This window comes from Methylocystis sp. Uni0008 (assembly GCF_056838045.1).
Genome location: NZ_CM166370.1, coordinates 1,067,024 through 1,087,802, shown reverse-complemented (window position 1 = coordinate 1,087,802; position 20,779 = coordinate 1,067,024). Strand labels below are relative to the sequence as shown.

Below are 20,779 nucleotides of genomic sequence, written 5' to 3'. Positions count from 1 at the left end.
CCCCAGGGAGCCGCTTACGGCTCCATCACCACCGTCGCGCCGACGGCGACGCGGTCGTAGAGATCGACGACGTCTTCGTTCAGCATGCGAATGCAGCCATAGGACGCGGCGGAGCCGATCGACTTGCGCATCTTCTGCGTCGTGCCGTGGATCGCGACCTGACCCTCGCTGAGCGTCATGGCGCGGGCGCCCATCGGGTTGTTCGACGCGCCGCCGGGGATCACCTCGGGCAGCTCCGGATGATCGTGTTTCACGTCTTCCGGGGGCGTCCAGTCGGGCTCGACGAATTTGGCGTTGACCTGCACGACTCCCGTCCATTCCTTGCCATGCTTCGGCACGGCGACCTTGTAGGCGATAGCGTCTTCCTGGTCGACGATTAGATAGAGCTTGCGTTCGTGCTCGCTGACGACGATGGAGCCGGGCTCGAGCTCGGAGTGATAGTGCACGAATTCGCGGGCGGCGGCGGCCTGCGGGGCGGAAGCGGCGCCGATCAGGGCGGCGGCGAAAGCGATCTGGGCGATCCTGGAAGTCTGCGGTTTCATCTTCTTGCGCTCGGCGTTCGGTGTCTCGATGAGCGCGTTGTAGAAGAGGCGCGGCCGGCCTTCCGTGCGCCGGCGCACGCGGGAAAGTAATTAGCCGAATTTCGGAGGCTTGCCGAGGGAGGCCTGGCGCATCAGCGCGGCGCCCTGCGGGCGCGGCCCCCCGCTTGCGATTACGTCTTCGATCGCGCTTTCAGCCAGCGGAAAAATGCGATGCCGAGGAAGCCGGCGACGATCAGCGTGTGCGGCGCGGTGATCGAGAAGTGGTAGGCCAGCGCCGCGGAGATGGCGCGCTCCTTCTGCACGCCATAGGCGTTGACGAGATAGGCGACGATGCCCGCCTCGAAGAGGCCGAGGCCGGCGGGGCTCGCTGGAACCGCGATCGCCAGCGCGCCGATGATCAGCAGCGTCACCGCATGGATAAGCGTGAAATCGATTTCGGGCAGCAGCGTTCGGAACGCGACGTAGACCAGGCAGACGTTGGTCATCCAGATCGAAGCCGTGAAGAAGGCGGTTCTCCCTGCGCGGTGATGGGCGACCAGCCGCTCGGCCTGCTTGAGAAATATGTCGAGGCGCGCCGCTCTGACGACGCCCCAATCCGGAAGGCTCCAGACGACGCCTCTTCGCCGCAAGGCGAAAACGGCGGCAAAGATCATCGTGATGATCACCGCCGCGGGGATCAGCAGTCGCGGTTCGACCAGACTCGAATCCGTGCTCGCCAGAATCAGCAGCGACAGGATGATGATCGCGGTGACGTCGTAGAGCTTTTCCAGCAGGACAGCGGCGCTGATGCCGCCGATCGCGTAATCGAAATAGGAATGTCCGAAATAGATCTTCACGCCTTCGCCGGCCCGGAACGGGATGAGGCTATTGAAGGTGAAGCCCATCGTGGCGATCAGGAAACCGGAAAGAAGTCCGCCATCGAGCAGCGTCGAGAGGCGCGATCCGTAGAACAGCAGGACGAACACATTCATCGTCATTGCGAGCGCGATCGCCGTTAAGGGGATCTGCTTCAGCTGCGACGTCAGATCGGCGAATTCGATGTTGTAGTAGAGCCAATAGCCGATGAAACCAAAGAAAATCGCGTTCAAAAACAGGGCGACATATCCGCCGCGCTGAGCGATGAATTTCGTCGGACCGGCTTCAAACGGCGATCCGGAGTCCAAGGACGAGGGCCGACCGTCGCCTGCGGGCGCGACGATTTCGCTGAAGCGAAATTCGCGCGCGAAACGCGTGGGTCGAAGTCGTTCGTCCTCTACGCTCATGGCCATCTCGCTACGCGCGGAATAGCGCGCCGCCTTCGAGGCGGAAAAATGACCGGCGCGGTGACCGTCGGCCATTCTCTATCGGAAACAGCGTCCGCTCAGTGCAGATACTGGCCGCCGTTGATCGTCAGCGTCGAGCCGGTGATGAAGCCGGCGTCGTCGGCGGCAAGAAACACGACGGCGCGCGCAATCTCCTCCGGCTCGCCGAGGCGGCCGACGGCGATGTAGGGGATGATGTGCTTATCGAGCACGTCCTGCGGAACGGCCTTCACCATTTCCGTGGCGATATAGCCCGGCGCAATGGCGTTGACGGTGATGCCCTTCGATGCGCTCTCCTGCGCGAGCGCCTTCACGAAGCCGATGTCGCCGGCCTTGGAGGCGGAATAGTTGGTCTGGCCGGCCTGGCCCTTCTGGCCGTTGATCGACGAGATGACGATGATGCGGCCGAAGCCGCGGTCGCGCATGCCGTTGATCACCGGGCGCGTGACGTTGAAGAGCGAATTGAGGTTGGTGTTGATCACCGCCTGCCACTGGGCAAGCTCCATCTTGTGGAACAGACGGTCCTTGGTGATGCCGGCGTTGTTGACGAGAATATCGACCGGGCCGATCTCTTTCTCGATTTGCGCGATTCCGGCGGCGCAGGCGTCATAGTCCGAAACGTCGAACTTATAGACCGGAATGCCGGTCTCCGCCTTGAACTTGTTAGCGGCTTCGTCATTGCCCGCGTAGGTGGCCGCGACAGTGTAGCCCGCCGCCTTCAGCGCCTTGGAAATCGCTTCGCCAATGCCGCGCGTGCCGCCCGTCACAACTGCAGTTCTTGCCATCTAAAGAGTCTCCTCCAGAATTGATTGATCGTTTGAAACGGCAGTCGGCAAAGGGCAGTCGGCGGTCGGAACAAACAAACGCCGACTACCTGTTCACGACTGCCGACTGCCTGTGATTACCGCTCTACCGTCAGCGCGATGCCCATGCCGCCCCCGATGCAGAGCGTCGCGAGGCCCTTCTTGGAGCCGCGCCGCGCCATTTCATGCAACAGCGTGGTGAGCACGCGCGCGCCGGACGCGCCGATCGGATGGCCGATGGCGATCGCGCCGCCGTTGACGTTCACGATGGCCGGATCCCAGCCCATGTCCTTGTTGACCGCGAGCGCCTGCGCCGCGAAGGCTTCATTCGCCTCGACGAGATCAAGGTCGGCGACCTTCCAGCCCGCCTTCTCCAGCGCCTTGCGCGACGCCGGGATCGGCCCGGAGCCCATGACCGACGGATCGACGCCGGCGGTCGCCCAGGAGGCGATGCGCGCCAGCGGCGTCAGGCCGCGCTTCTTGGCCTCATCGGCGCTCATGACGATGAGCGCCGCGGCGCCGTCATTGATGCCCGAGGCGTTCGCCGCCGTCACCGTGCCGTCCTTGGCGAAGGCCGGGCGCAGCTTGGAGACGCCTTCCATGGTCACGCCATGCTTGATGTATTCGTCGGCGTCGACGACGACGTCGCCCTTCTTCGTCGAGATCGTATAGGGGACGATCTCGTCCTTGAACTTGCCGGCCTTCTGGGCGGCCTCGGCCTTGTTCTGCGACTTGACCGCGAATTCGTCCTGTTGCTCGCGGGTGATCTGCCACTGCTTGGCGACGTTCTCGGCGGTGACGCCCATGTGGTAATTGTTGAAAGCGTCGGTGAGCCCGTCGACGATCATCGTGTCGACGAATTTCACGTCGCCCATCTTCGTGCCGGTGCGCAGCTGAGCGGCATGGGTCGACAGCGACATCGACTCCTGGCCGCCGGCGACGATGATGCTGGCGTCGCCCGCCTGGATCTGCTGCGCCGCGAGCGCGACGGCGCGAAGGCCGGAACCGCAGACCTGGTTGATGCCGAAGGCGGTGGCGCTATCCGGAATGCCGGCCTTGATCGCCGCCTGGCGCGCGGCGTTCTGGCCCTGGGCGGCGGTGAGCACCTGTCCGAGGATGACTTCGTTGACCTCGCCGGCCTCAACCTTTGCGCGTTCGAGGGCGGCCTTGATGGCGACAGCGCCGAGCTCGTGGGCGGGAACCGCTCCAAAGGCTCCGTTGAACGATCCGACGGCGGTGCGCGCCGCGGAAACGATCACGATATCGGTCATCTGTCGCTCTCCTTAAGAAAATAGTCCAACCGCCGGACCGCCTCAGGCCGGCCAGGGGGCGAATTGTCGGTGCTTTCGCGCTTGCGATGGGCAAGCCGCGGCCCGTTTTGCACGGAATCGAGCTTTAGCGAAAGGCTTGCGGCACGAAAATATTGCCGCAGGCGCCAATTTGCGCGTATCGTTCAACGCTAGACGACTGTTTTTAGGCGGGCGGCGGCCGTGGGGCGAGGGGAGCGTGTCAGGCGTATGGCGACCGAGAAAAAACCCACAACGATCAAGAAATACGCCAATCGCCGGCTCTACGACACCGGAACGAGCACCTATGTGACGCTGGAAGATCTGGCCGCCATGGTCAAGCGCGGCGAGGATTTCGTCGTGTGCGACGCAAAAACCGGCGAGGACATCACCCGCCCGGTGCTGACCCAGATCATCTTCGAGCAGGAGGGAAAAGAAGGCCAGAGCCTGCTGCCGATCGCCTTCCTGCGCCAGCTCATCCGCTTTTACGGCGACTCCATGCAGATGCTGGTGCCGAGCTATCTCGAATTCTCGATCGACAAGCTCACCAAGGAGCAGCAGAAGTTTCGCGACCAGTTCGCCTCCGTGCTTGGCGTCGGCGTGGGCGCCGGCCCTTTCACCGAGCCGACCCGCGCGGCCTTCCAGTCGCTGGAAGAGCAGGCGCGCAAGAACATGGCCGTGTTCCGCCAGGCGCTCACCATGTTCAACCCGTTCGGCGTGCCGACGGAAGGAATGACGACGGGCCCGACCTTGGACGAGCATGAGGCCGGCGGCGTGCGCAAGGAAGGCGGCGGCGACGTCGCCGAGCTGAAGCGCCAGCTGGACGAGCTTAACAAGCGGATCGACAATTTATCGAAGCAGGGGTGAAGCTGCGGGCGCTAGACCGTCAGTGTCGAGAGAGGTCAGCGCCACCGCTGACAGCGGCGCCAGCACAAGCCGACTATCCACTCAAGACAAGCAGCTCGCTTTCGATTTTCGAAAAGCGGTTTTCCTGGACAGTCATAACTTCAGCGGCCTTGCGCGCATTTTCTTCCGCCGCGCCGGCGGCGATGGCGGCATCGTAAATTTCCGAGATCATCAGGCTCGGGCCGCGATGGCATACAGTTTCGGCTGGATTAACGCATAGAGCGATCGGGTGAAGGCTTCCTCATCCTGAGGAGCGTGCGCAGCACGCGTCTCGAAGGACGAGGAAGCCCGTTTTCGCGTATTTTTCCTCACCCTCGTCCTTCGAGACGCCGCCTGCGGCGGCTCCTCAGGATGAGGGTGAGGAAAACTCCGATTCCCTGTTACCCCTTGCTCCGTGTGAGAGGTAAAGTCCTACGTATTGAACCTGAAATGCATCACGTCGCCGTCGGCGACCACATATTCCTTGCCCTCTAAACGCAGCCGCCCGGCGTCGCGCGCGCCCGACTCGCCCTTGTTGGCGACGTAATCGTCATAGGCGATCGTCTCGGCGCGAATGAAGCCTTTTTCGAAATCGGTGTGGATGACGCCCGCGGCCTGCGGCGCGCGCACGCCCTTTTCGATGGTCCAGGCGCGCGCCTCTTTCGGGCCGACGGTGAAATAGGTGATGAGATGCAGGAGGTCGTAGCCGGCGCGGATCACGCGATTGAGCCCGGGCTCGACGAGGCCGACGGCTTCGAGATAATCCTTCTGCTCATCGGCCGGCAGCACGGCGATCTCGCTCTCGATCTTCGCTGAAACCACGACCGCCGCCGCGCCTTCTTCCGCGGCGCGCGCCGCGACTTTCGCCGACTGCGCATTGCCCTCCGCCGCTGACGCCTCTTCGACGTTGCACACGTAAAGCACGGGCTTCGATGACAGGAGACCGAGCCCGTTGAAGGCGTCGCGCTCGTCCGCGCTGATCTTGGCGAGACGCGCGGGCTTGCCCTCGCGCAGCAGCACGAGGCAGCGGTTCATCAGATCGACGAGTTCCTTCGCCTCCTTGTCGCCGCCCTTCGCCTTCTTTTCCAGCGCCACGACGCGCTTCTCGAGGCTTTCGAGATCGGCGAGCATCAGCTCAGTCTCGATCGTCTCGATGTCGCGGATCGGATCGACGGCGCCTTCGACATGCGTCACGTCGCCATCCTCGAAGCAGCGCACGACATGGGCGATGGCGTCGCATTCGCGGATATTGGCGAGGAACTGGTTGCCGAGCCCTTCGCCCTTCGAGGCGCCGCGCACGAGGCCGGCGATGTCGACGAAGGTCAGCCGGGTCGGGATGATTTCCTTCGAGCCGGCGATTTTCGCGAGCTGCTCGAGCCGTGGGTCAGGAACGGCGACCTCGCCGACATTGGGCTCGATCGTGCAGAACGGGTAGTTGGCGGCCTGGGCCGCGGCGGTCTGCGTGAGCGCGTTGAAGAGGGTCGACTTGCCGACGTTCGGCAGGCCGACGATGCCACATTTGAACCCCATATCCGTCCCGGTTTTCGATTGCGCGTTGCGGCGCGGTATGCGGGCCGGCGCGCCAAAAGGCAAGGGGGACGCGCGGTCCCCCTCGTCTGTGCTGCAGCGGCGATCGCGCGGCTAGAGGCTCTTCAGATATTCGAGAAGCGCCTTCTTGTCGGCTTCGGGGAGCGACGTGCCGAAGTCATGGCCGCAGCGGCTGTTGCCGGACGCGTCGCGGTTCTTGGGGTCGCAACTCGCCGTCGTCTGGTAGGTGTAGTTGAATTTCGTCTGCTCCTTGGCCAGTCCGACGTTTTCAATGTCATAGGCGGGGCCGACCTTGAAAGACGGCGGACGGTCGGCCGGCTTTTTCAGGAGATCGGCGAGCGTCGGCACCGACCCGTTGTGCAGATAGGGGGCAGCCGCCCAGATGCCCTCCATTACCCGCGACTCATAAGCGGGAGGGGTCTTTTCCTCCGGCTTTTGATATAGAGTGGCCAGACTTTTCTTTATGACGTCGAGGAAGTTCTCTCGCAGCGCCTGCGCCGATACATCCGGCCTATCGGACTCATTTTCCAAGCACTCCCGCAGCAGAGGCTCATAAAGCGTGATGTCTCTGAAATGTATGGGCGCGCGAAGGATCGATTGTACGACAGCCACGGTTAAAATGTTAAATTGGCTCTCACCCTCGCGCTTCAATCTCTTATTGAACGGGGGTTTTGGGATCAGCTGACCCTCGAGCACGCCGGTTTTGCCCACCCGTTCGAGCACTCCATATTCCGCAACATCCGTTCCGACGTCCTGAATCGGCGTTTTCCAGGTGAATTTGGCGCACAGCCGCTTGGCGGCGTCCTCGGTGTTGATCTTGTGGCAGTTCGCTCCGCATTCGCGGTCGTAGATTTTCTTTCCAGCGTCCGCGAGTCCCTTGTCCACGGGCCACTGCCATTTTGGCGGCTGAATTTGCCTTATGAGCGTTTCGAGCCGCATGAGGCCCGGCATATTGAGTGAAGAGCCGCTCAGATATTCGACTCCGTCCGGATACAGAACATCCTTCCGGGGATGAAAAACGCCGAATACGCCGTAGACTTCGCCGACGTTGCGGGCGAGCCCGAGAATGCCGTTCCCGTTTTCGGCGAATCCCGGCCATTGGGTCATATCCTGTACCGGCGCGTTCCAGAGGAAAGGATAACGCACGGGCGCTTCAGCCCTTTTGATGTTCTCCGGAATCATGTGATCGGGCCCGGTCCCGATGTCCAATCCCGAGACGCGGTTGAAGATCATCGACACCGCATCGAGGCGCCCGACGCCCCATCCCTTGGGGGGCAAGGACTCTTTCATCAGCACATGATAGGGTTTGAACCAGTCAGCCACCTGCTTGTGTAGCAGTTTGCGTTCCTGCTCCGTTGCATGTGGGCCAAGCACTTGCTTGGCGAATTCGGCGAATGTGGGCGCGTCATTCACGACCGCGTCGACGGACGTGTCGAGGTCTGAGAATAATTGCTGAATGTCGACGATGGCCGGGCCGCCGTCCACCCGCAAGGAGACGTCCCCGACATCGATCTGGCGCGTATGGCATGCGGCGCATGTCATGCTCAGCGTGTTGCTATCGGGGGCGACAAGAAATCCAACCGGCAATCCGGCGGCGCTATCAGGATTGCGAAGATAGCCGTAGCGGACCATCCCGTCGTCGAGAAAGTGTGAGCCGTCCGAACGCTTCAGAGCCTTGAACCAGTCGAACGGCATGATGCGCGCGCCCTGATCGAGACTGTAGAATTCCTTGCGCTCCGCCGGCGTCCAATGGGCGCCCTGGTCGGCGTATTTCAGTTCGGCGGCTAAGGAAGGAAACGCCACGGCGAGTGTGAGCAAGGCAGCGGCGGCGGCGCGCGCCGTCATAGGCGCGCGCATCGATTTGTTTGCAATCATGGCTCCCCCAAAGAAATAGAATATGCGATGAAAACTAGAACATAGGCGCGCGTGATTCTCAATGGGCAAGCGCGGCCCGATTGGCCATATGCGCACGTCGAGAGACGGCATGAGAATGAAGAGAACGTCTTTCGCCTCCAGCCTTCCTCTTCTGATTGTGGCGCTCTCAGCGATGCTCGCGGCAGGCGCGCCGCTCTGCGCGCAAACCGTCGCGCCCGAAACGCCGCCAGCTCCAGCTCCCGCGCAATCAACGCCGGCGCCCGCGGCGCCGTCTCCAACGGCGCCTTCCGAGGCCATGCCTGCGACGCCGGCTCCGCCGGTCGACGCCGCGCCCGTAGCGGCGGCGCCGACAAAGTCAGCGCCGGCTCAGGCCGTGGCCAAAAAGCCAAAGCCGAAACCCGCGCCGCCGCGGGAAACGGCGCTCTCCGACGATCCGACGCCGGCTTTGCAGCCACAAACATTCTACACGACCTCGAAGGCGGCGGATCGCTACCGGCAGATCGTCGATCTTGGCGGATGGCCGCGGGTCGGCGTCGCTCTTCGGCCCGGCGCGAAGGGGCCTGCGGTGTCGACGCTGCGCCGGCGTCTCGCCGCCGAAGACGACAGCCTCGTCGACACGGCGAAAGAGAAATGGGACGCCGATCTCACCGCGGCGGTGAAGCGCTTTCAGTTTCGCCTGGGGCTCAAACAGACCGGCGTCGTCGCGGGGGCGACTCTGCGCGCGCTGGACGTGCCGGCGGCGACCCGCTTTCTCCAGTTGTCGTCGACCGCGCAGCGGCTCACCGCCTTCGATTTCGCCTTTGGTCCGCGCTACATCGTCGTCAATATTCCGTCGACGGCGGTCGATGCGGTGGAGGACGATCGCGTCGTGCGCCGCTACGCTGCGATCGTCGGCGATCCCGAGCATCATTCGCCGGAGCTGCAGGCGAAGGTTGTCGCGGTCAACATCAATCCGACCTGGACGGTTCCGGTCTCGATCATAAAAAACGAGATTGCGCCGAAGATGCTGAAGGATCCGACCTATCTTCAGCGCTCGCACATTCGCGTGCTGAACGCGCGCGGGGAAGAGGTCGATGCGCGCTCGATCAACTGGGCGAGCGAACGCGCAACGCAGTACACGCTGCGTCAGGATTCCGGCGCCGACAATTCGCTGGGCTCGATCCGCATCTCGATGCCCAATCCCCACTCCGTCTACATGCACGACACGCCGTCGCGGAATCTCTTCGCCAATGATTATCGCTTTCTGTCGCACGGCTGCGTGCGCGTGCAGGGCGTCGTCGATCTCGCCGCATGGCTGCTTGACGGCGCGTCGGGTCCGCAGATGAGCAAGGACGAGATCGATCAAAAGATCGCATCTGGCGAGCGCGAGGAGGTGAGGCTGACGCAGCACGTGCCGGTGGCCTGGGTCTATATGACCGGCTGGGCGTCGGCGGATGGCGTCGTGCATTTTCGCGACGACGTCTATCATCTCGACGAGGCCTCCGGCATCGCGGAATGGTGACGTCTTGAGCTACAGAGTCAGGCGGTAGCGCACGAAACTGTCGGCTTCAACGATCCTGTCATAGAGCCGCCGCGCGGTCTCATTGTTTGCGCGCGTCAGCCAGTAGAGTTGCGACCAGCCGCGCATGCGTCCCAGATCAATGAGGTCTTGAATGAGCGCCCGCCCCACGCCGCCGCCGCGAAGGGCGGGATCGACGAAAAGGTCCTCGAGGTAGCAGACCGGCGAGGACGTCCAGCTGCTTTCATGCAGCACAGACACGGAGAACCCGGCGACGCGCGCGTCGTGTTCCGCGATCCGTCCAATTAACGTCGATGTCGGATCGAGCAGCCGGCGTAAAGTGTATTCCGTGACGTCCGCCGGCACAGAGGTTTCATAAAAATCATTGTAGCCGTCCCACAGCCTGCGCCAGGACGAGGCGTCAGCCGCGCGAATCTCCCGCACATGCGTCATTCTTCGCTCTCTCGCGCGCTTTCATGCCAGCCGCGCAGCAGCACATAGGAGAGCGCGGCGAGCGCGCCGTAGATCGCCAGGCCGCTCAGCGAGATAAGCGCCAGCGCCGCGAACATGCGCGGGATGTCGAGACGAAAGCCCGCCTCGACGATGCGGTAGGCAAGCCCGGTTCCCTGACCCGACGCGCCTGCGGCGAGCTCGGCGACGATCGCGCCGATGAGCGCCAATCCGCCGCCGATGCGCAGTCCGGTAAGGAACTGCGGCAGCGCCGAGGGGAGGCGCAGATAAATCAGTTTCTGCCACGGCGACGCGCGATAGAGCTCGAACAGCTCGCGCAAGCCGAAGTCGACGGAGGCGAGTCCGAGCGACGTGTTCGACAGGATCGGAAAAAAGGCGACGAGAAAGGCGCAGACCAGCACGGCGTTGCCGGGCTGCATATAGACGAGCAGCAGCGGCGCGATCGCGATGATCGGCGTCACCTGCAAGGTGATGGCGAAGGGCAGAAGCGCGCGCTCCAGCCATTTCGACTGCGCGATGAGCAGCGCCAGCGCCACGCCGCAGACGGTGGCGACGACAAGCGCTTCGAAGGTGACTCCGAGCGTCACCATCAGCGAAGAGAACAGGAGTTGGCGGTCTTCGACGAGCTTCTCGAGAATGACGCTCGGCGCCGGGAGAATATAGGGCGGAATGTTCTTCCAGAGTACGACGCCCTCCCATAGCGCGAGGGCTGCGAAGAAGACGGCGAACGGCAGGCCGATGTCGCGCCACTGGACCGACTGCCGCTTACCGCTCATGGCGCAGCTTCTTCGATTGCGACGCGAAGCGCCTGCGACGCCCGCCGGCAGATGTCGGCGAAGGTCTTGCTCGACCGATAATCCTCGTCGCGCGCCAGCGCCGGGTCGACTTCGATTTCGTCGATGATCCTGCCGGCGCGTCTGGACATCACCACGATGCGCGTCGAAAGATAGGCGGCCTCGAACACCGAATGAGTGACGAAGACGATCGTCGCGCCGAAGCGGCGTTTGAGCGCGAGCAGATCGTCGTTGAGCTTGAAGCGCGTCACTTCGTCAAGAGCGGCGAAAGGCTCGTCCATCATGATCAGCTCGGGCTGGGTCACCAGCGCGCGGGCGATGGCGCAGCGCATCTTCATGCCGCCGGAAAGTTCGCGCGGCAGCGCGCGCGAAAAATCAAGGAGGCCGACATGCGCCAGCGCCTCGTCGACGCGCGGCGACGCCGCCTTGCGCGATAGTCCGCCAAGCCGCAGCGGCAGAAAGACGTTGTCGAAGACGCTCGCCCAGGGCAGCAGCGTGGCGTCCTGGAAAACAAAGCCGATATTGCTTTTGATCTGGGGCGCGCTCCAGTCGATCGCGCCCGCGGTCGGGCTCGCGAGTCCCGCGATCAGCCGCAGCACCGTCGATTTGCCGCAGCCTGAAGGTCCGAGCAGCGTCAGGATCTCGCCTTTGCGCACGTCGAGATCATAGCCGGCGAGCGCGACGAGCCCGCTCGGGAATGTCTTGCCAACGGCGCGCAGCGAAACGAGCGCCGGCGCCGTCGTTTGCGCGTCCGCGACGTCACGCGCGCTCATGTCGCGTCCTTTGGAGTCATTTCGGCCGCAGCTCCATGCCGACTTTCTTGCCGATGAAGCGCAGCGTGTAGCCGCGCTTGTAATCGAGATCGGCAGGAACGACGGCGGCCTTCGCCATCTTTTCGAAAAAGCTCTTCATCCGCGCATCGGTGATCACGCCGACGCCATAGGTCAGCGCGTCGCCGGAATCGACGATCCCGCGCTCCTTCATTTTGGCGATGGAATAGGCGATCTGGCCGTCGGTCATTTCCGGATTGTCGCGTTTGATCAGCGCGTTCGCCTGAGCGTTGTCGCCATAGAGATAATTGTACCAGCCGATGATCGAAGCGTCGACGAAGCGCTGCACGAGGTCGGGAGACTTGGCGATCGTGTCGGCGCGCGTCTCGATCGTCGTCGAATAGCCGTCATAGCCGTGGTCATGCAAAAGAAAGACGTTAGGCGTAAAGCCGCCTTGGCGTTCGATGGCGTAGGGCTCCGAGGTGAGAATCCCCTCCTGAATCGATGTCTTGTCGGCAAGGAAAGGCGCCGAATTGAAATTGTAGGGTTTAGCGTTTTGGTCTTTGAACCCATAGGCCTGCTTCAGCCATTGCCAGACGGAAGCGCGCATGTCGCTGGCGATGAAGGCGGTCGCCTTCGGCAGATCTTCGAAGCGATCGAGACCCACGCCGGGATGGGACATGAATATCACCGGATCGATCTGAAACAGACTCGCGACGGTGACGACCGGAACGTTCTGCTGCACGGATTCTAACATCTGAATCGTGTTCGCGCCCATCGCGAAGTCGACCCGGCCTGCGGCGAGCAGCAGCCGCGCGTTGAGCTGCGGCCCGCCTTGCATAATGATCACGTCGAGCCCGTAGCGCGCGTAAGCGCCGTCGGCGACGGCCTGATAGAATCCGCCGTGCTCGGCTTGCGCCCGCCAATTGGTGGCGAAGCGCACCTTGTCGAGCGCGAGGGCGGGCGCGGCGATGAGGAGGGCGATGAACAAGGCGACGACGCGCATGAGGCGGCTCCGACTGCGAAGCGCCCATCATACATGAACGCGCGCGAGCTCTATATCCCGCTCGATTTCGACGAGAAATTGAAGCCCTCGACGAGCATCGCCGGCGCCGCCGGCGCGCCGCCTTCGCCGGCCGCGCGCCAGGTGCGACGCGTTGGGCCGAGCGCTTTGATCTTGCCGAACAGATCGCCGAGCCGCTGATTGAAGCGCATGTTGCGCATCGGCGCGACGATGCGGCCGTTCTCGATGAGAAAATTGCCGTCGCGCGTAAGTCCGGTCAGCAGCAGGCTCTTCGGCTCGACGATGTTTGTATACCAGAGCCGCGTCACCAGAACGCCGCGCCTGACCGAGCGCACCATATCGTCGATCGACACGTCGCCGCCCGACATGACGAAGTTTCGCGCAAAGGGGATCGCCTCGGCGCCGGTCTTTTGCGCCCAGGCGCGCGAACGATAGAGCGTCGTCACGACGCCGTTCTCGACAAAGGCGCGTGCGCGATGCGGCACGCCCTCGAAGCCGACCGCGGCTTCCGGCGCGAGCGGATCGGCCGGGTCGACGCGAATCGTGAGCTTCTCGTCGAAAAGCCTTTCGCCCAGAAGCGCGCCGCCGCCGGGACGCGTGAAAAAGCTTCTGCCCTCGTCGGCGGCGCGCGCCTCCATCGCCCGGATGAGCCAAAAGGCGAGCTCAGCCGTCGCTTCGGGCTCGAGGACAACGGTGTACACGCCGGGGTCGAGATCGACCGGCGCTGCGTCATGCGCGCCCTTGAAGCAGGCGACGCGGCCGATCGCCTCGGCGTCGAGCCGGTCCCCGAAGAACTGATGCGCGCCCGCCCAGCCCGACCATGTGTCGGCGCGATTGCGGGCGGTGGCGGAAAGATCGATTTCGCTGCGCCGCTCATAGGCGAAGAGGCCGGCGCTCGTCGCGAAGGCGTCGAAGCGCCTCGCGGCCGTCGCGCAGCCGAAAGTGTCGACGCCAAGGCGCGCGCCTTCCTCGATCACGCGCGCCGCCGCGCCGGCGAGCGCGTCGAGACGCAAATTCGCGGTCGCTTCATCGTAGCGGTTGGAATAGCCGTAATTCTGCGGGCCGAGCGGCGCGACATAATCCGGATCGATCGGCAGCATGCGTGCGATCTCTTCCGAGCGCGCCACCGCCTTGGCAAGCGCCTCGTCATCGAAGCGCGAGGTGCTGCAGGAGCCGATGCGTCCGCCGATATGCGAAGAGATGCGCAGATTGGCTTCGGCGCTCGTGATATTCGTCGTCGCGCCGCCGCGCGCGAAGCGAAGACTCTGGTCGAGGCCGCCCTGAATTTGCACGGCGCAGGCGTCGGCCTTGGAATGTGCGAGAACCTTGTCGGCGATCGCCTTGGCGTCGTCTGAAGAAATAAACATTAAAACAACTCGCCTTGAGTTGTTTCGTTGAGTCGTAACACCCCCAGCAACTGCCACGTCTGCGGCCGCTTTGCCATGTTGCCCAACGCGAATGCCATTCCCTTCTTGGGGTAGTCCTCATTGAACACGTGGTTCATCCATTGCAGCACATCTATCTCCGAAGATTCTTGGCTCTGTCGCCAAAACATAGCGTGCGCTTCCCAATCCCCATTGTGATAGTGGTGCGCACCGTCCTCATCCTCAAACTTGAAGCTGAACGTATACGGAGTTGGCTCAAGTTCCGCGAGTTCTTGGTCGTCCAGCAAATCGTGCTGACGCGCGGCAAGGCGGAAAACCTCACGTTCTTCAGAGATTTCTTCAGCTGTTTTCGCCTTCCATAGGAAGCGAGTGTTCCGAGGTCTAATCAACGCAAGTGAGTCGCCTTGCTGAGCCGCGGCTTTCGCTGATCCCAAGAGCATGGACGCCAGGAGTCTGGCCCGCTCGCTTTCCTTTAGTTTGCCATCTATTGCGATTGACTCTTCGTGCACATGGCAACTTTCCTTCCGGGGGTCAGATTTCGGCCGACCATATTTGAAGTTGACCCAGTCCCATCGCGAAAAACTGCTGTCACCTTTCAAATGCCGGAATCGAACTGGAAAAAGACGTTTCCATCGTCGATCCGCAGTAACGCCTGCGCAACAGACGGTTTCTCCGTATTTCTTACTCGGCTGTGGCAAGGCTTTGATCAGAATGACTATGCGCTCGGATGGGGAAGAAATCGTCATAACGCCTCGGGAGATCGCCGTAGAGATCAAGAGGTTTGAGTCCCATGGGAATCAATTGATCGCTCACGATCGAGCGGTGACAATGCTTCGGATCGCGCTCAAAACAGAGCAAGCACACTGATTGCTTCAGCGCTAGTTCCGCCAGTTCTTTAAGGGAGGCTTGCGCGTCGGCGCCATGGAGATGCTCGTCGTACATTCGATGGAATTCATCAATGCGACCAGCGCGCGCCGCGTCTCTCCCCGGCTTTGGGTCACCGAGCTTGTTCATGTGCTGGTACGCGATGCCTTCGGAGTTTAGTCTCGTCTTCAACGCAGTCTTCGAAAATCCCTTCTTGCGCGATATTGCAATCGCTCGGATGTCGACAAGCACCGCAATGCGCACAGCTTGGAGCGTTGCCATGAACCGATCTATGTCGGTTCCTTCGTATCCAATTGTGAAGATTGTGTTCATGCTGCCAAGCCGCGCTATTCGCTCGTATTCAGCACGCGCACATTGCGAAAGAGCGCTGGCGGGCTGCCGTGCGAGACGGGCGCGACCTGAACCGGTTCAGCCTTGCCGCAGGTGAATGTTCCGTCGAGATGATAGGCGCTCGCGTCGCACAGGCCCGCGAGCGAATTCCAAAACTGCGTGGTGCGCCCCTGATAGGCGCCGTCGCGCAAAAGATCGCCGAGCCTGCCGTTCTTGATCTCATAGAAGAGCTGTCCGCCGAACTGAAAATTGTCGCGCTGCTGATCGATGCTCCAGCTGCCGGCGCCGACGACGTAAATGCCGTTCTCGACGTCGCTGATGAGATCGTCGAAGGAGCACTTCTGAGGATTGGGTTTAAGCGAAATATTGGGCATGCGCTGAATGGGGAAGGTCGTAGGGCTGTCCGCATAGGCGCAGCCGTTCGAGTGCGACAGACCGATGAGATGCGCCTGTCCCAGCGCCATCTGGAAATTCCTGAACACGCCCTTTTCGACGATGGGAAATTCCGCGGCTTGCGCCGGCGCGCCGTCGTCGTCATAGCCGATCGTGGCGAGCGCGCCGGGCTGCGCACGGTCGGCGACGATCGTCATCAGCTCGGAACCGAACCGCAGCTTGTTGAGCATCGAGGGTTTGACGAAGCTCGTGCCGGCGAAATTCGCCTCCCAGCCGAGCACACGGTCGAGTTCGGTGGAATGGCCGACCGTCTCATGAATCGTGAGCCAAAGATTCGTAGGGTCGATCACGACGTCGTAATCGCCCGGCGTCACCGGCTTCGCGTTGAGCTTCGCGCGCGCCTCTTCGCCGGCGTGCGCCGCTTCTTCGACGAGGCCCGCGCCGACGACATAGTCCCAGCCGGCGCCGCGCGCGGGCGCCAAGCAGTCGCGCGTCGCGAAACGGCCGCTTGCACGGTCGATGGCCGTCGCCTGGAAGTTCGGCGCGACGCGCGTGCGCGTCTGATGGATGCGGCTGCCAAGACTATTGGCGAAGAATCGCTCTTCGCAGGTCGCCGACAGCGACGCCGAACAGAAATCCGCGCCATGGTCGCGGGCGCTGGCGATGATCGAGAGCAGCAAGTCGGCCTTTTCGCCGGCCGACACCTCGAAGGGATCGACGCCCATCGGCATGACCCACTCCGCCTCATGCGCGGGAAGACGCTCCAGCGCGATCGGCTGGAACTGTATCGGCTTGACTGCGCGGGCGTTCTCGAGCGCGCGCTCGACGCCGTCGAGCAGGCTCTGCGGATCGAGCCGCCGCGCGCCGTAAAAGCCCCAGCAGCCGTCCAGCAACACGCGCACGCCAAAGCCCTGCGAGGTTCGTTCGTCGAAATTCTCCAGGCGGTCGTCCTTTGCGAAGGCGTATTCGCGGCGCGCCTCGCCGATCCTGACGTCGGCGTAGCTGGCGCCGTTTTGCTTAGCGGCGGTTAGCGCGATATCGGCGAGATCGTAGAGAAGCGCGCGATCCAGCGCGAAGGCGCGGCGGCCCTTGCAGCAGGAGGCTTCGATGGTCGAAGGCGTGGCGGCGGGCACCATTGGTCGCTCCAAATTCGCTCATTATGTTGGTCGTTTCGACGACGATTTGCAATCGCCGCGTTAGGGTTGCGGTTCGCCGCCCCATCCGCAGCCGGCCAGCGCCTCGAGCATATGCGCGGGCGGCGAGGCGACGGCTTCCACGGGCGACTTGCCGTCCTGCATCGGCACGGCGATCGCGCGCGCATGGAGATGTAGCGGGGCTGAGCCCTCGCGGCGACCTGTGCCATAAATCGGATCGCCGAGGATCGGCCAGCCCATCGCCTGCGCATGGACGCGGATCTGATGCGTGCGGCCGGTGTGCGGCGTGAACTCGATGAACGCCCGATCGCCGTTCCCGCTTCTGCCAAGCACGCGCCAGGACGTGCGGGCGGGCAGGCCCAGCGGGTCCGGCCGCATCCACCAGCCGCGCGCCGCGTCCAGCCTACCGAGGGGAAGGTCGATCTCGCCTTCGTCCGCCGTCGGCGCGCCTTCGACCACGGCCCAATAGGTCTTGCCGATGCGCCCGGATTTGAAGAGGCGGCCGAGCCGCTCCAGAGCCTTGCGGTGGCGCCCGAGCACCAGACAGCCGGATGTGTCCTTGTCCAGCCGGTGAGCCAGCGCCGGCGGGCGCGGCAGGCCGAAGCGCAGCTGGTCGAAGGCGTCTTCAAGGCTTGCGCCGCCTTTCGGCCCACGATGAACGGCGACGCCGGCGGGCTTGTCGATGATCAGCATCAGCCCGTCGCGGTGGAGCAGGCGAGAGAGAAGGTCCATCGGCGGCTTATAGCAGCGAGAGCGCTAAAAGGGCGCTATTTCCCGCCGGGCGCGGCCTTCCCGAGCGAGACGGCGCCGCCGATGAAGGCTCCGTATTTGTGGAAATATTCGTTGGTCAAATGCACGCCGTCGGCCGTGTAAAACCGCTCGTTCCCCTCGTATCGCTCGATGAAATCGTCAAATTCGAGGATGTTGAGTTCGGGATGGTCGCGCCAGAGCGCCACGCGATAGATGTCGTTCACCTGCCGGACGCAGTGATCGTAAAAGCAGGCCAGTATCGCGCGCTTGACGGCGCTGTAGAGATTCGGCGGCTTGAACGTTCGCTCGTTCACCCGCGGTATCGCGATGATTTCGACGTCGTCGACGTCGGAGAAATATTCGACGAGTTTCTTGGTGTATTCGACATAGGCTGACGCGCCGATGTGCTGGATCTCGTCGTTGACGCCGTTCATGAGAACGACCTTGTCGGGCTTCCTGTCCGCGAATATGCGATAGAGCTTCTCTTTGGGGAATTTTTCTCGCAGTTCGGTGTAGAGCAACCGCGAGTTGCGGCCGGCAAAGCCGAGGGTGCAGGCGCTGACGCCGCGGCCTTCGAGCCGCCTGGACACGGCGCGCGGCAGTTCGGGCAGAAGCTTGCCGTCCGAGGCCCATGATTCGCCCACGACAAGGACGCGGAAATCGTCTTCGCCGCCGTTCACTGTCGCGCAATTGAGCGTCGGCTCGTCCGTCCGTTTCAGGCTGACGAGCGCCAGCCCGCCTGTCACGGCCAGAACAAACGCCAGTCGCTGCGCTCCGGGGAACATGGCGCACCCATATCCCGGTTAGCTGGACTCAAGCAAATGTCGAGCTGTGGCGGGTCCGCCAGCTGGCCGATGCGGCGCCTCTGGCGGTGCAGCCCGCCAGCGCGACCGGGATCAGGCGAGCGCGGGCGCCGCGTTCGCCGGAATCGCCTGCGGCAGCGCCGCCGGCGTCAGCAGCCGGTTGGACACCCAGGAGGCGCGCAGCTTGTTGATCGGCCGGTCGAACAGTCGCCAGATCAGATAGGAGGCGACGAAGATGATGGCGAGCGCCTCGGAGCAGAGCAGGACGCGATCGAGATAGGAGCCTTCGCCGGTCTTCATGAAGCCGAGCACCGACCAGTGCAGCAGGTAGAAGATGTAGGAAAGCTCGCCGAGCATGCGGTCCTTCGCGCCGCTCGACTGCTGAGTGGTGTAGATCGCCCAAGGCGTCATCATCGCCGCGATGATCAGATTGGCCTTGCTGCCGAACGCGAGCGCGGTCGCGTCGGAGCCGACGTAAAGCTCCTTGGCGAGCAGCGCGGCGCCGAGGACCAGCACCGCCATTGCGGCGTAAAGCGAGCGGTAGGCGAAGGCGCGGCTCGGCTTCAATTCATGGCTCGCGGCCGCGACGCCGACGCCGAAAAACAGCAGGAACGGCGCGACGGTGGCGGAGCCGCCGATCCACGGCGCGAAGGCCGAAATCAGCAGGCAGATCACCAGCAGGTGAATGTTTTTCGAAATGAGAAAGACGACCGCCGGCGCGATGAGATAGAACTGCATCTCCATATCGAGCGACCAGCCGGGAAGATTGGCCTGGTAGGGCAGCGAGTTGTATCCGAGGATCATGACGTTGGAGAAGAACTGATGCATCAGCCCGCCAACGGCCACGGGCGCGTCGCCGCGCCAGAACAGAAGCGCCCAGGTGATCGCCGAGCAAAGCGCGAAGACCGGCGCGACGCGCCAGACGCGCGAAACGAGATAGGTGAAATAGGCTGACGTCGTCTTCGAATAGGTCTTCTTCCACATCACCGCGACCCAATAGCCGCTGAGCACGAAGAAGATCAGCACCGCGGACATGCCGAGGTTGAAACTGGTCGTGTGGTGGACAAAGACCGCAAAGGCTAAAGTCAGCCGCAGCGCTCCCGGCGACGCGAATTTGTCCGTTCCCATCGCCATTGGTGCTCCGATTTTGCGGGGAGGTTTTTTGAATAGGCGACGTCGACCTTATCTCGACAGTGACGCGAAATGTTGTGTCATGAGGTCGCGGAGAGCGCCTCACGCCGCGGCATTACGTCGCGTTTGGCCGATCTGAACGCGCGTTGTCGTCTGGTTCGTCGCTTTGCGTATGTGTGGTCTCACGCTGGCGGATCTGTCTGGTCCGGATTGCAGCAAATGTGCTGCGGACGGTCGCTGATCAATCGATAGGCGCCGTCAAAACTCTGCTTTTGAGGAACAATGGCGATCGTATCTCCGACTCCCAAGCTGCGCGTCACGACGGATTTCGGCGTTGCGCGCCTGTGCATCGAAAATCCGGCCAAGCGCAACGCGTTCGACTTCGAGATGTGGCGCGCGCTGCCGTCGCTGTTGCGCGCGATCGACGCCGAGGAGGAAGCGCGCGTCTGCGTCATCAGCGGCGCGCCGGGTCTGCCGTTCTGTTCGGGCGCCGACATCAGCGAATTCTCCACCATGCGCGCGACGAGCGACGGCGGACGCGCCTATGAGCACGCCAATGTCGAGGCGTTCCACGCCATCTCGAATCTTTCCAAGCCGACGATCGCCGCCATTTCGGGATTCTGCATGGGCGGCGGATTCGGAATCGCCGCATCTTGCGATCTGCGCATCGCCGATGCGCAAGCTGTGTTTGCAATCCCGGCGGCGAAGCTCGGCGTCGGCTATCCGCCTTCGGCGATGGCCTATGTCGTCGCCGCCGTGGGTCCTCAACTCGCGTTCGATCTCTTCTACACGGCGCGCCGTCTCACCGCGAACGAAGCGAAAGAGCGCGGCTTCGTCAGCCGTCTTTTCGCGACTGAAAGTTTCGAAGGCGCCGTGCATGCGCTCGCGGAAAACATCGCCGCTGGCGCGCCTCTAACGCTGCGCGCCGCCAAAGCGGCGATTCGCGCCGCCGCCCGGCTGCCCGGCGCGCCGTCGCAAGAGCAATGCGAAGCGCTGACGAGCGCCTGTTTCGACAGCGCGGACTACATGGAGGGGCGCGCCGCTTTTCTCGAGAAGCGCGAGCCGAATTTTACCGGGCGATGACGCGCCTCGGCTGGCAGGACTGGCGCAGCATCGCAGCTCTCTCTCAGCCATCATGCCCGGCCTTGCGC

Annotated in this window: 21 protein-coding genes; 3 read left to right on the top strand and 18 right to left on the bottom strand. The window is 63.0% G+C overall.

From position 1 onward, the window contains the following. Positions 1–14 precede the first annotated feature (14 nt). The 4 genes from AC0X69_RS05355 to AC0X69_RS05340 all read right to left on the bottom strand — a co-directional run bounded on the left by AC0X69_RS05355 (position 15) and on the right by AC0X69_RS05340 (position 3,917). Positions 15–620, bottom strand: coding sequence for a L,D-transpeptidase (locus AC0X69_RS05355; RefSeq protein WP_482612008.1), 606 nt, complete (start codon positions 618–620; stop codon positions 15–17). Positions 621–712: 92 nt separating this feature from the next. After that, the gene (locus tag AC0X69_RS05350) at positions 713–1,879 is read right to left on the bottom strand and encodes a lysylphosphatidylglycerol synthase transmembrane domain-containing protein (RefSeq protein ID WP_482612006.1); all 1,167 of its coding nucleotides are present in this window, start codon (positions 1,877–1,879) and stop codon (positions 713–715) included. Positions 1,880–1,902: 23 nt separating this feature from the next. Next, positions 1,903–2,628 (bottom strand): acetoacetyl-CoA reductase, encoded by a 726-nt coding sequence (phbB, locus tag AC0X69_RS05345; RefSeq protein ID WP_482612004.1) that lies wholly within the window; start codon positions 2,626–2,628, stop codon positions 1,903–1,905. Between the two features lie 116 nt (positions 2,629–2,744). Then, entirely contained in the window at positions 2,745–3,917 is a 1,173-nt protein-coding gene (locus tag AC0X69_RS05340; protein WP_482612002.1) for an acetyl-CoA C-acetyltransferase, read from the bottom strand. A 246-nt stretch (positions 3,918–4,163) separates the two neighbouring features. On the opposite strand from AC0X69_RS05340, the gene phaR reads away from it, so the two are divergent. Beyond that, entirely contained in the window at positions 4,164–4,799 is a 636-nt protein-coding gene (gene phaR / locus AC0X69_RS05335; RefSeq protein WP_482612000.1) for a polyhydroxyalkanoate synthesis repressor PhaR, read from the top strand. Between the two features lie 73 nt (positions 4,800–4,872). On the opposite strand, the gene AC0X69_RS05330 is transcribed toward phaR, so the two are convergent. From AC0X69_RS05330 to AC0X69_RS05320, 3 genes are all read right to left on the bottom strand, one after another. Then, positions 4,873–5,010, bottom strand: coding sequence for a hypothetical protein (locus tag AC0X69_RS05330; RefSeq protein WP_482611998.1), 138 nt, complete (start codon positions 5,008–5,010; stop codon positions 4,873–4,875). 239 nt (positions 5,011–5,249) lie between these two features. Next, the gene (gene ychF, locus AC0X69_RS05325; RefSeq protein ID WP_482611996.1) at positions 5,250–6,347 is read right to left on the bottom strand and encodes a redox-regulated ATPase YchF; all 1,098 of its coding nucleotides are present in this window, start codon (positions 6,345–6,347) and stop codon (positions 5,250–5,252) included. Between the two features lie 111 nt (positions 6,348–6,458). Beyond that, on the bottom strand, positions 6,459–8,240 hold the full coding sequence (locus AC0X69_RS05320; RefSeq protein WP_482611994.1) for a di-heme-cytochrome C peroxidase: 1,782 nt from the start codon (positions 8,238–8,240) through the stop codon (positions 6,459–6,461). Positions 8,241–8,355: 115 nt separating this feature from the next. Here AC0X69_RS05320 and AC0X69_RS05315 point away from each other — a divergent pair, with 115 nt between their 5' ends. Beyond that, on the top strand, positions 8,356–9,741 hold the full coding sequence (locus tag AC0X69_RS05315) for a L,D-transpeptidase family protein (protein WP_482611992.1): 1,386 nt from the start codon (positions 8,356–8,358) through the stop codon (positions 9,739–9,741). A gap of 9 nt (positions 9,742–9,750) precedes the next feature. Here AC0X69_RS05315 and AC0X69_RS05310 read toward each other — a convergent pair whose 3' ends face one another. From AC0X69_RS05310 to AC0X69_RS05260, 11 genes are all read right to left on the bottom strand, one after another. Then, positions 9,751–10,191, bottom strand: coding sequence for a GNAT family N-acetyltransferase (locus AC0X69_RS05310; protein WP_482611990.1), 441 nt, complete (start codon positions 10,189–10,191; stop codon positions 9,751–9,753). Further along, positions 10,188–10,985, bottom strand: coding sequence for an ABC transporter permease (locus AC0X69_RS05305; protein ID WP_482611988.1), 798 nt, complete (start codon positions 10,983–10,985; stop codon positions 10,188–10,190). Before AC0X69_RS05305 ends, AC0X69_RS05310 begins: the two co-directional genes overlap by 4 nt. Further along, entirely contained in the window at positions 10,982–11,776 is a 795-nt protein-coding gene (locus tag AC0X69_RS05300) for an ABC transporter ATP-binding protein (protein WP_482611986.1), read from the bottom strand. The genes AC0X69_RS05305 and AC0X69_RS05300 overlap by 4 nt, the downstream gene beginning before the upstream one ends. Before the next feature lie 16 nt (positions 11,777–11,792). After that, on the bottom strand, positions 11,793–12,779 hold the full coding sequence (locus AC0X69_RS05295) for an ABC transporter substrate-binding protein (RefSeq protein WP_482611984.1): 987 nt from the start codon (positions 12,777–12,779) through the stop codon (positions 11,793–11,795). Positions 12,780–12,829: 50 nt separating this feature from the next. Then, positions 12,830–14,164: a TldD/PmbA family protein gene (locus AC0X69_RS05290; RefSeq protein WP_482611982.1), complete on the bottom strand. Its 1,335-nt coding sequence runs from the start codon at positions 14,162–14,164 to the stop codon at positions 12,830–12,832. Then, a complete protein-coding gene (locus AC0X69_RS05285; protein WP_482611980.1) occupies positions 14,164–14,928 on the bottom strand; it encodes a DUF8758 domain-containing protein in 765 nt (254 codons plus the stop codon). Before AC0X69_RS05285 ends, AC0X69_RS05290 begins: the two co-directional genes overlap by 1 nt. Next, the gene (locus AC0X69_RS05280) at positions 14,864–15,379 is read right to left on the bottom strand and encodes a DUF488 domain-containing protein (RefSeq protein WP_482611978.1); all 516 of its coding nucleotides are present in this window, start codon (positions 15,377–15,379) and stop codon (positions 14,864–14,866) included. The genes AC0X69_RS05285 and AC0X69_RS05280 overlap by 65 nt, the downstream gene beginning before the upstream one ends. A gap of 14 nt (positions 15,380–15,393) precedes the next feature. Continuing rightward, positions 15,394–16,926, bottom strand: a complete 1,533-nt coding sequence (locus AC0X69_RS05275) for a TldD/PmbA family protein (protein WP_482611976.1) — start codon at positions 16,924–16,926, stop codon at positions 15,394–15,396. A gap of 60 nt (positions 16,927–16,986) precedes the next feature. Then, positions 16,987–17,676, bottom strand: a complete 690-nt coding sequence (locus AC0X69_RS05270; RefSeq protein ID WP_482611974.1) for an RluA family pseudouridine synthase — start codon at positions 17,674–17,676, stop codon at positions 16,987–16,989. Between the two features lie 35 nt (positions 17,677–17,711). Continuing rightward, positions 17,712–18,479: an SGNH/GDSL hydrolase family protein gene (locus AC0X69_RS05265; protein ID WP_482611973.1), complete on the bottom strand. Its 768-nt coding sequence runs from the start codon at positions 18,477–18,479 to the stop codon at positions 17,712–17,714. Between the two features lie 111 nt (positions 18,480–18,590). Further along, on the bottom strand, positions 18,591–19,631 hold the full coding sequence (locus tag AC0X69_RS05260) for an acyltransferase family protein (protein ID WP_482611971.1): 1,041 nt from the start codon (positions 19,629–19,631) through the stop codon (positions 18,591–18,593). A gap of 279 nt (positions 19,632–19,910) precedes the next feature. Between AC0X69_RS05260 and AC0X69_RS05255 the strand changes: the two genes are divergently transcribed. Then, positions 19,911–20,711: an enoyl-CoA hydratase gene (locus tag AC0X69_RS05255; protein ID WP_482611969.1), complete on the top strand. Its 801-nt coding sequence runs from the start codon at positions 19,911–19,913 to the stop codon at positions 20,709–20,711. Positions 20,712–20,779 lie beyond the last annotated feature (68 nt).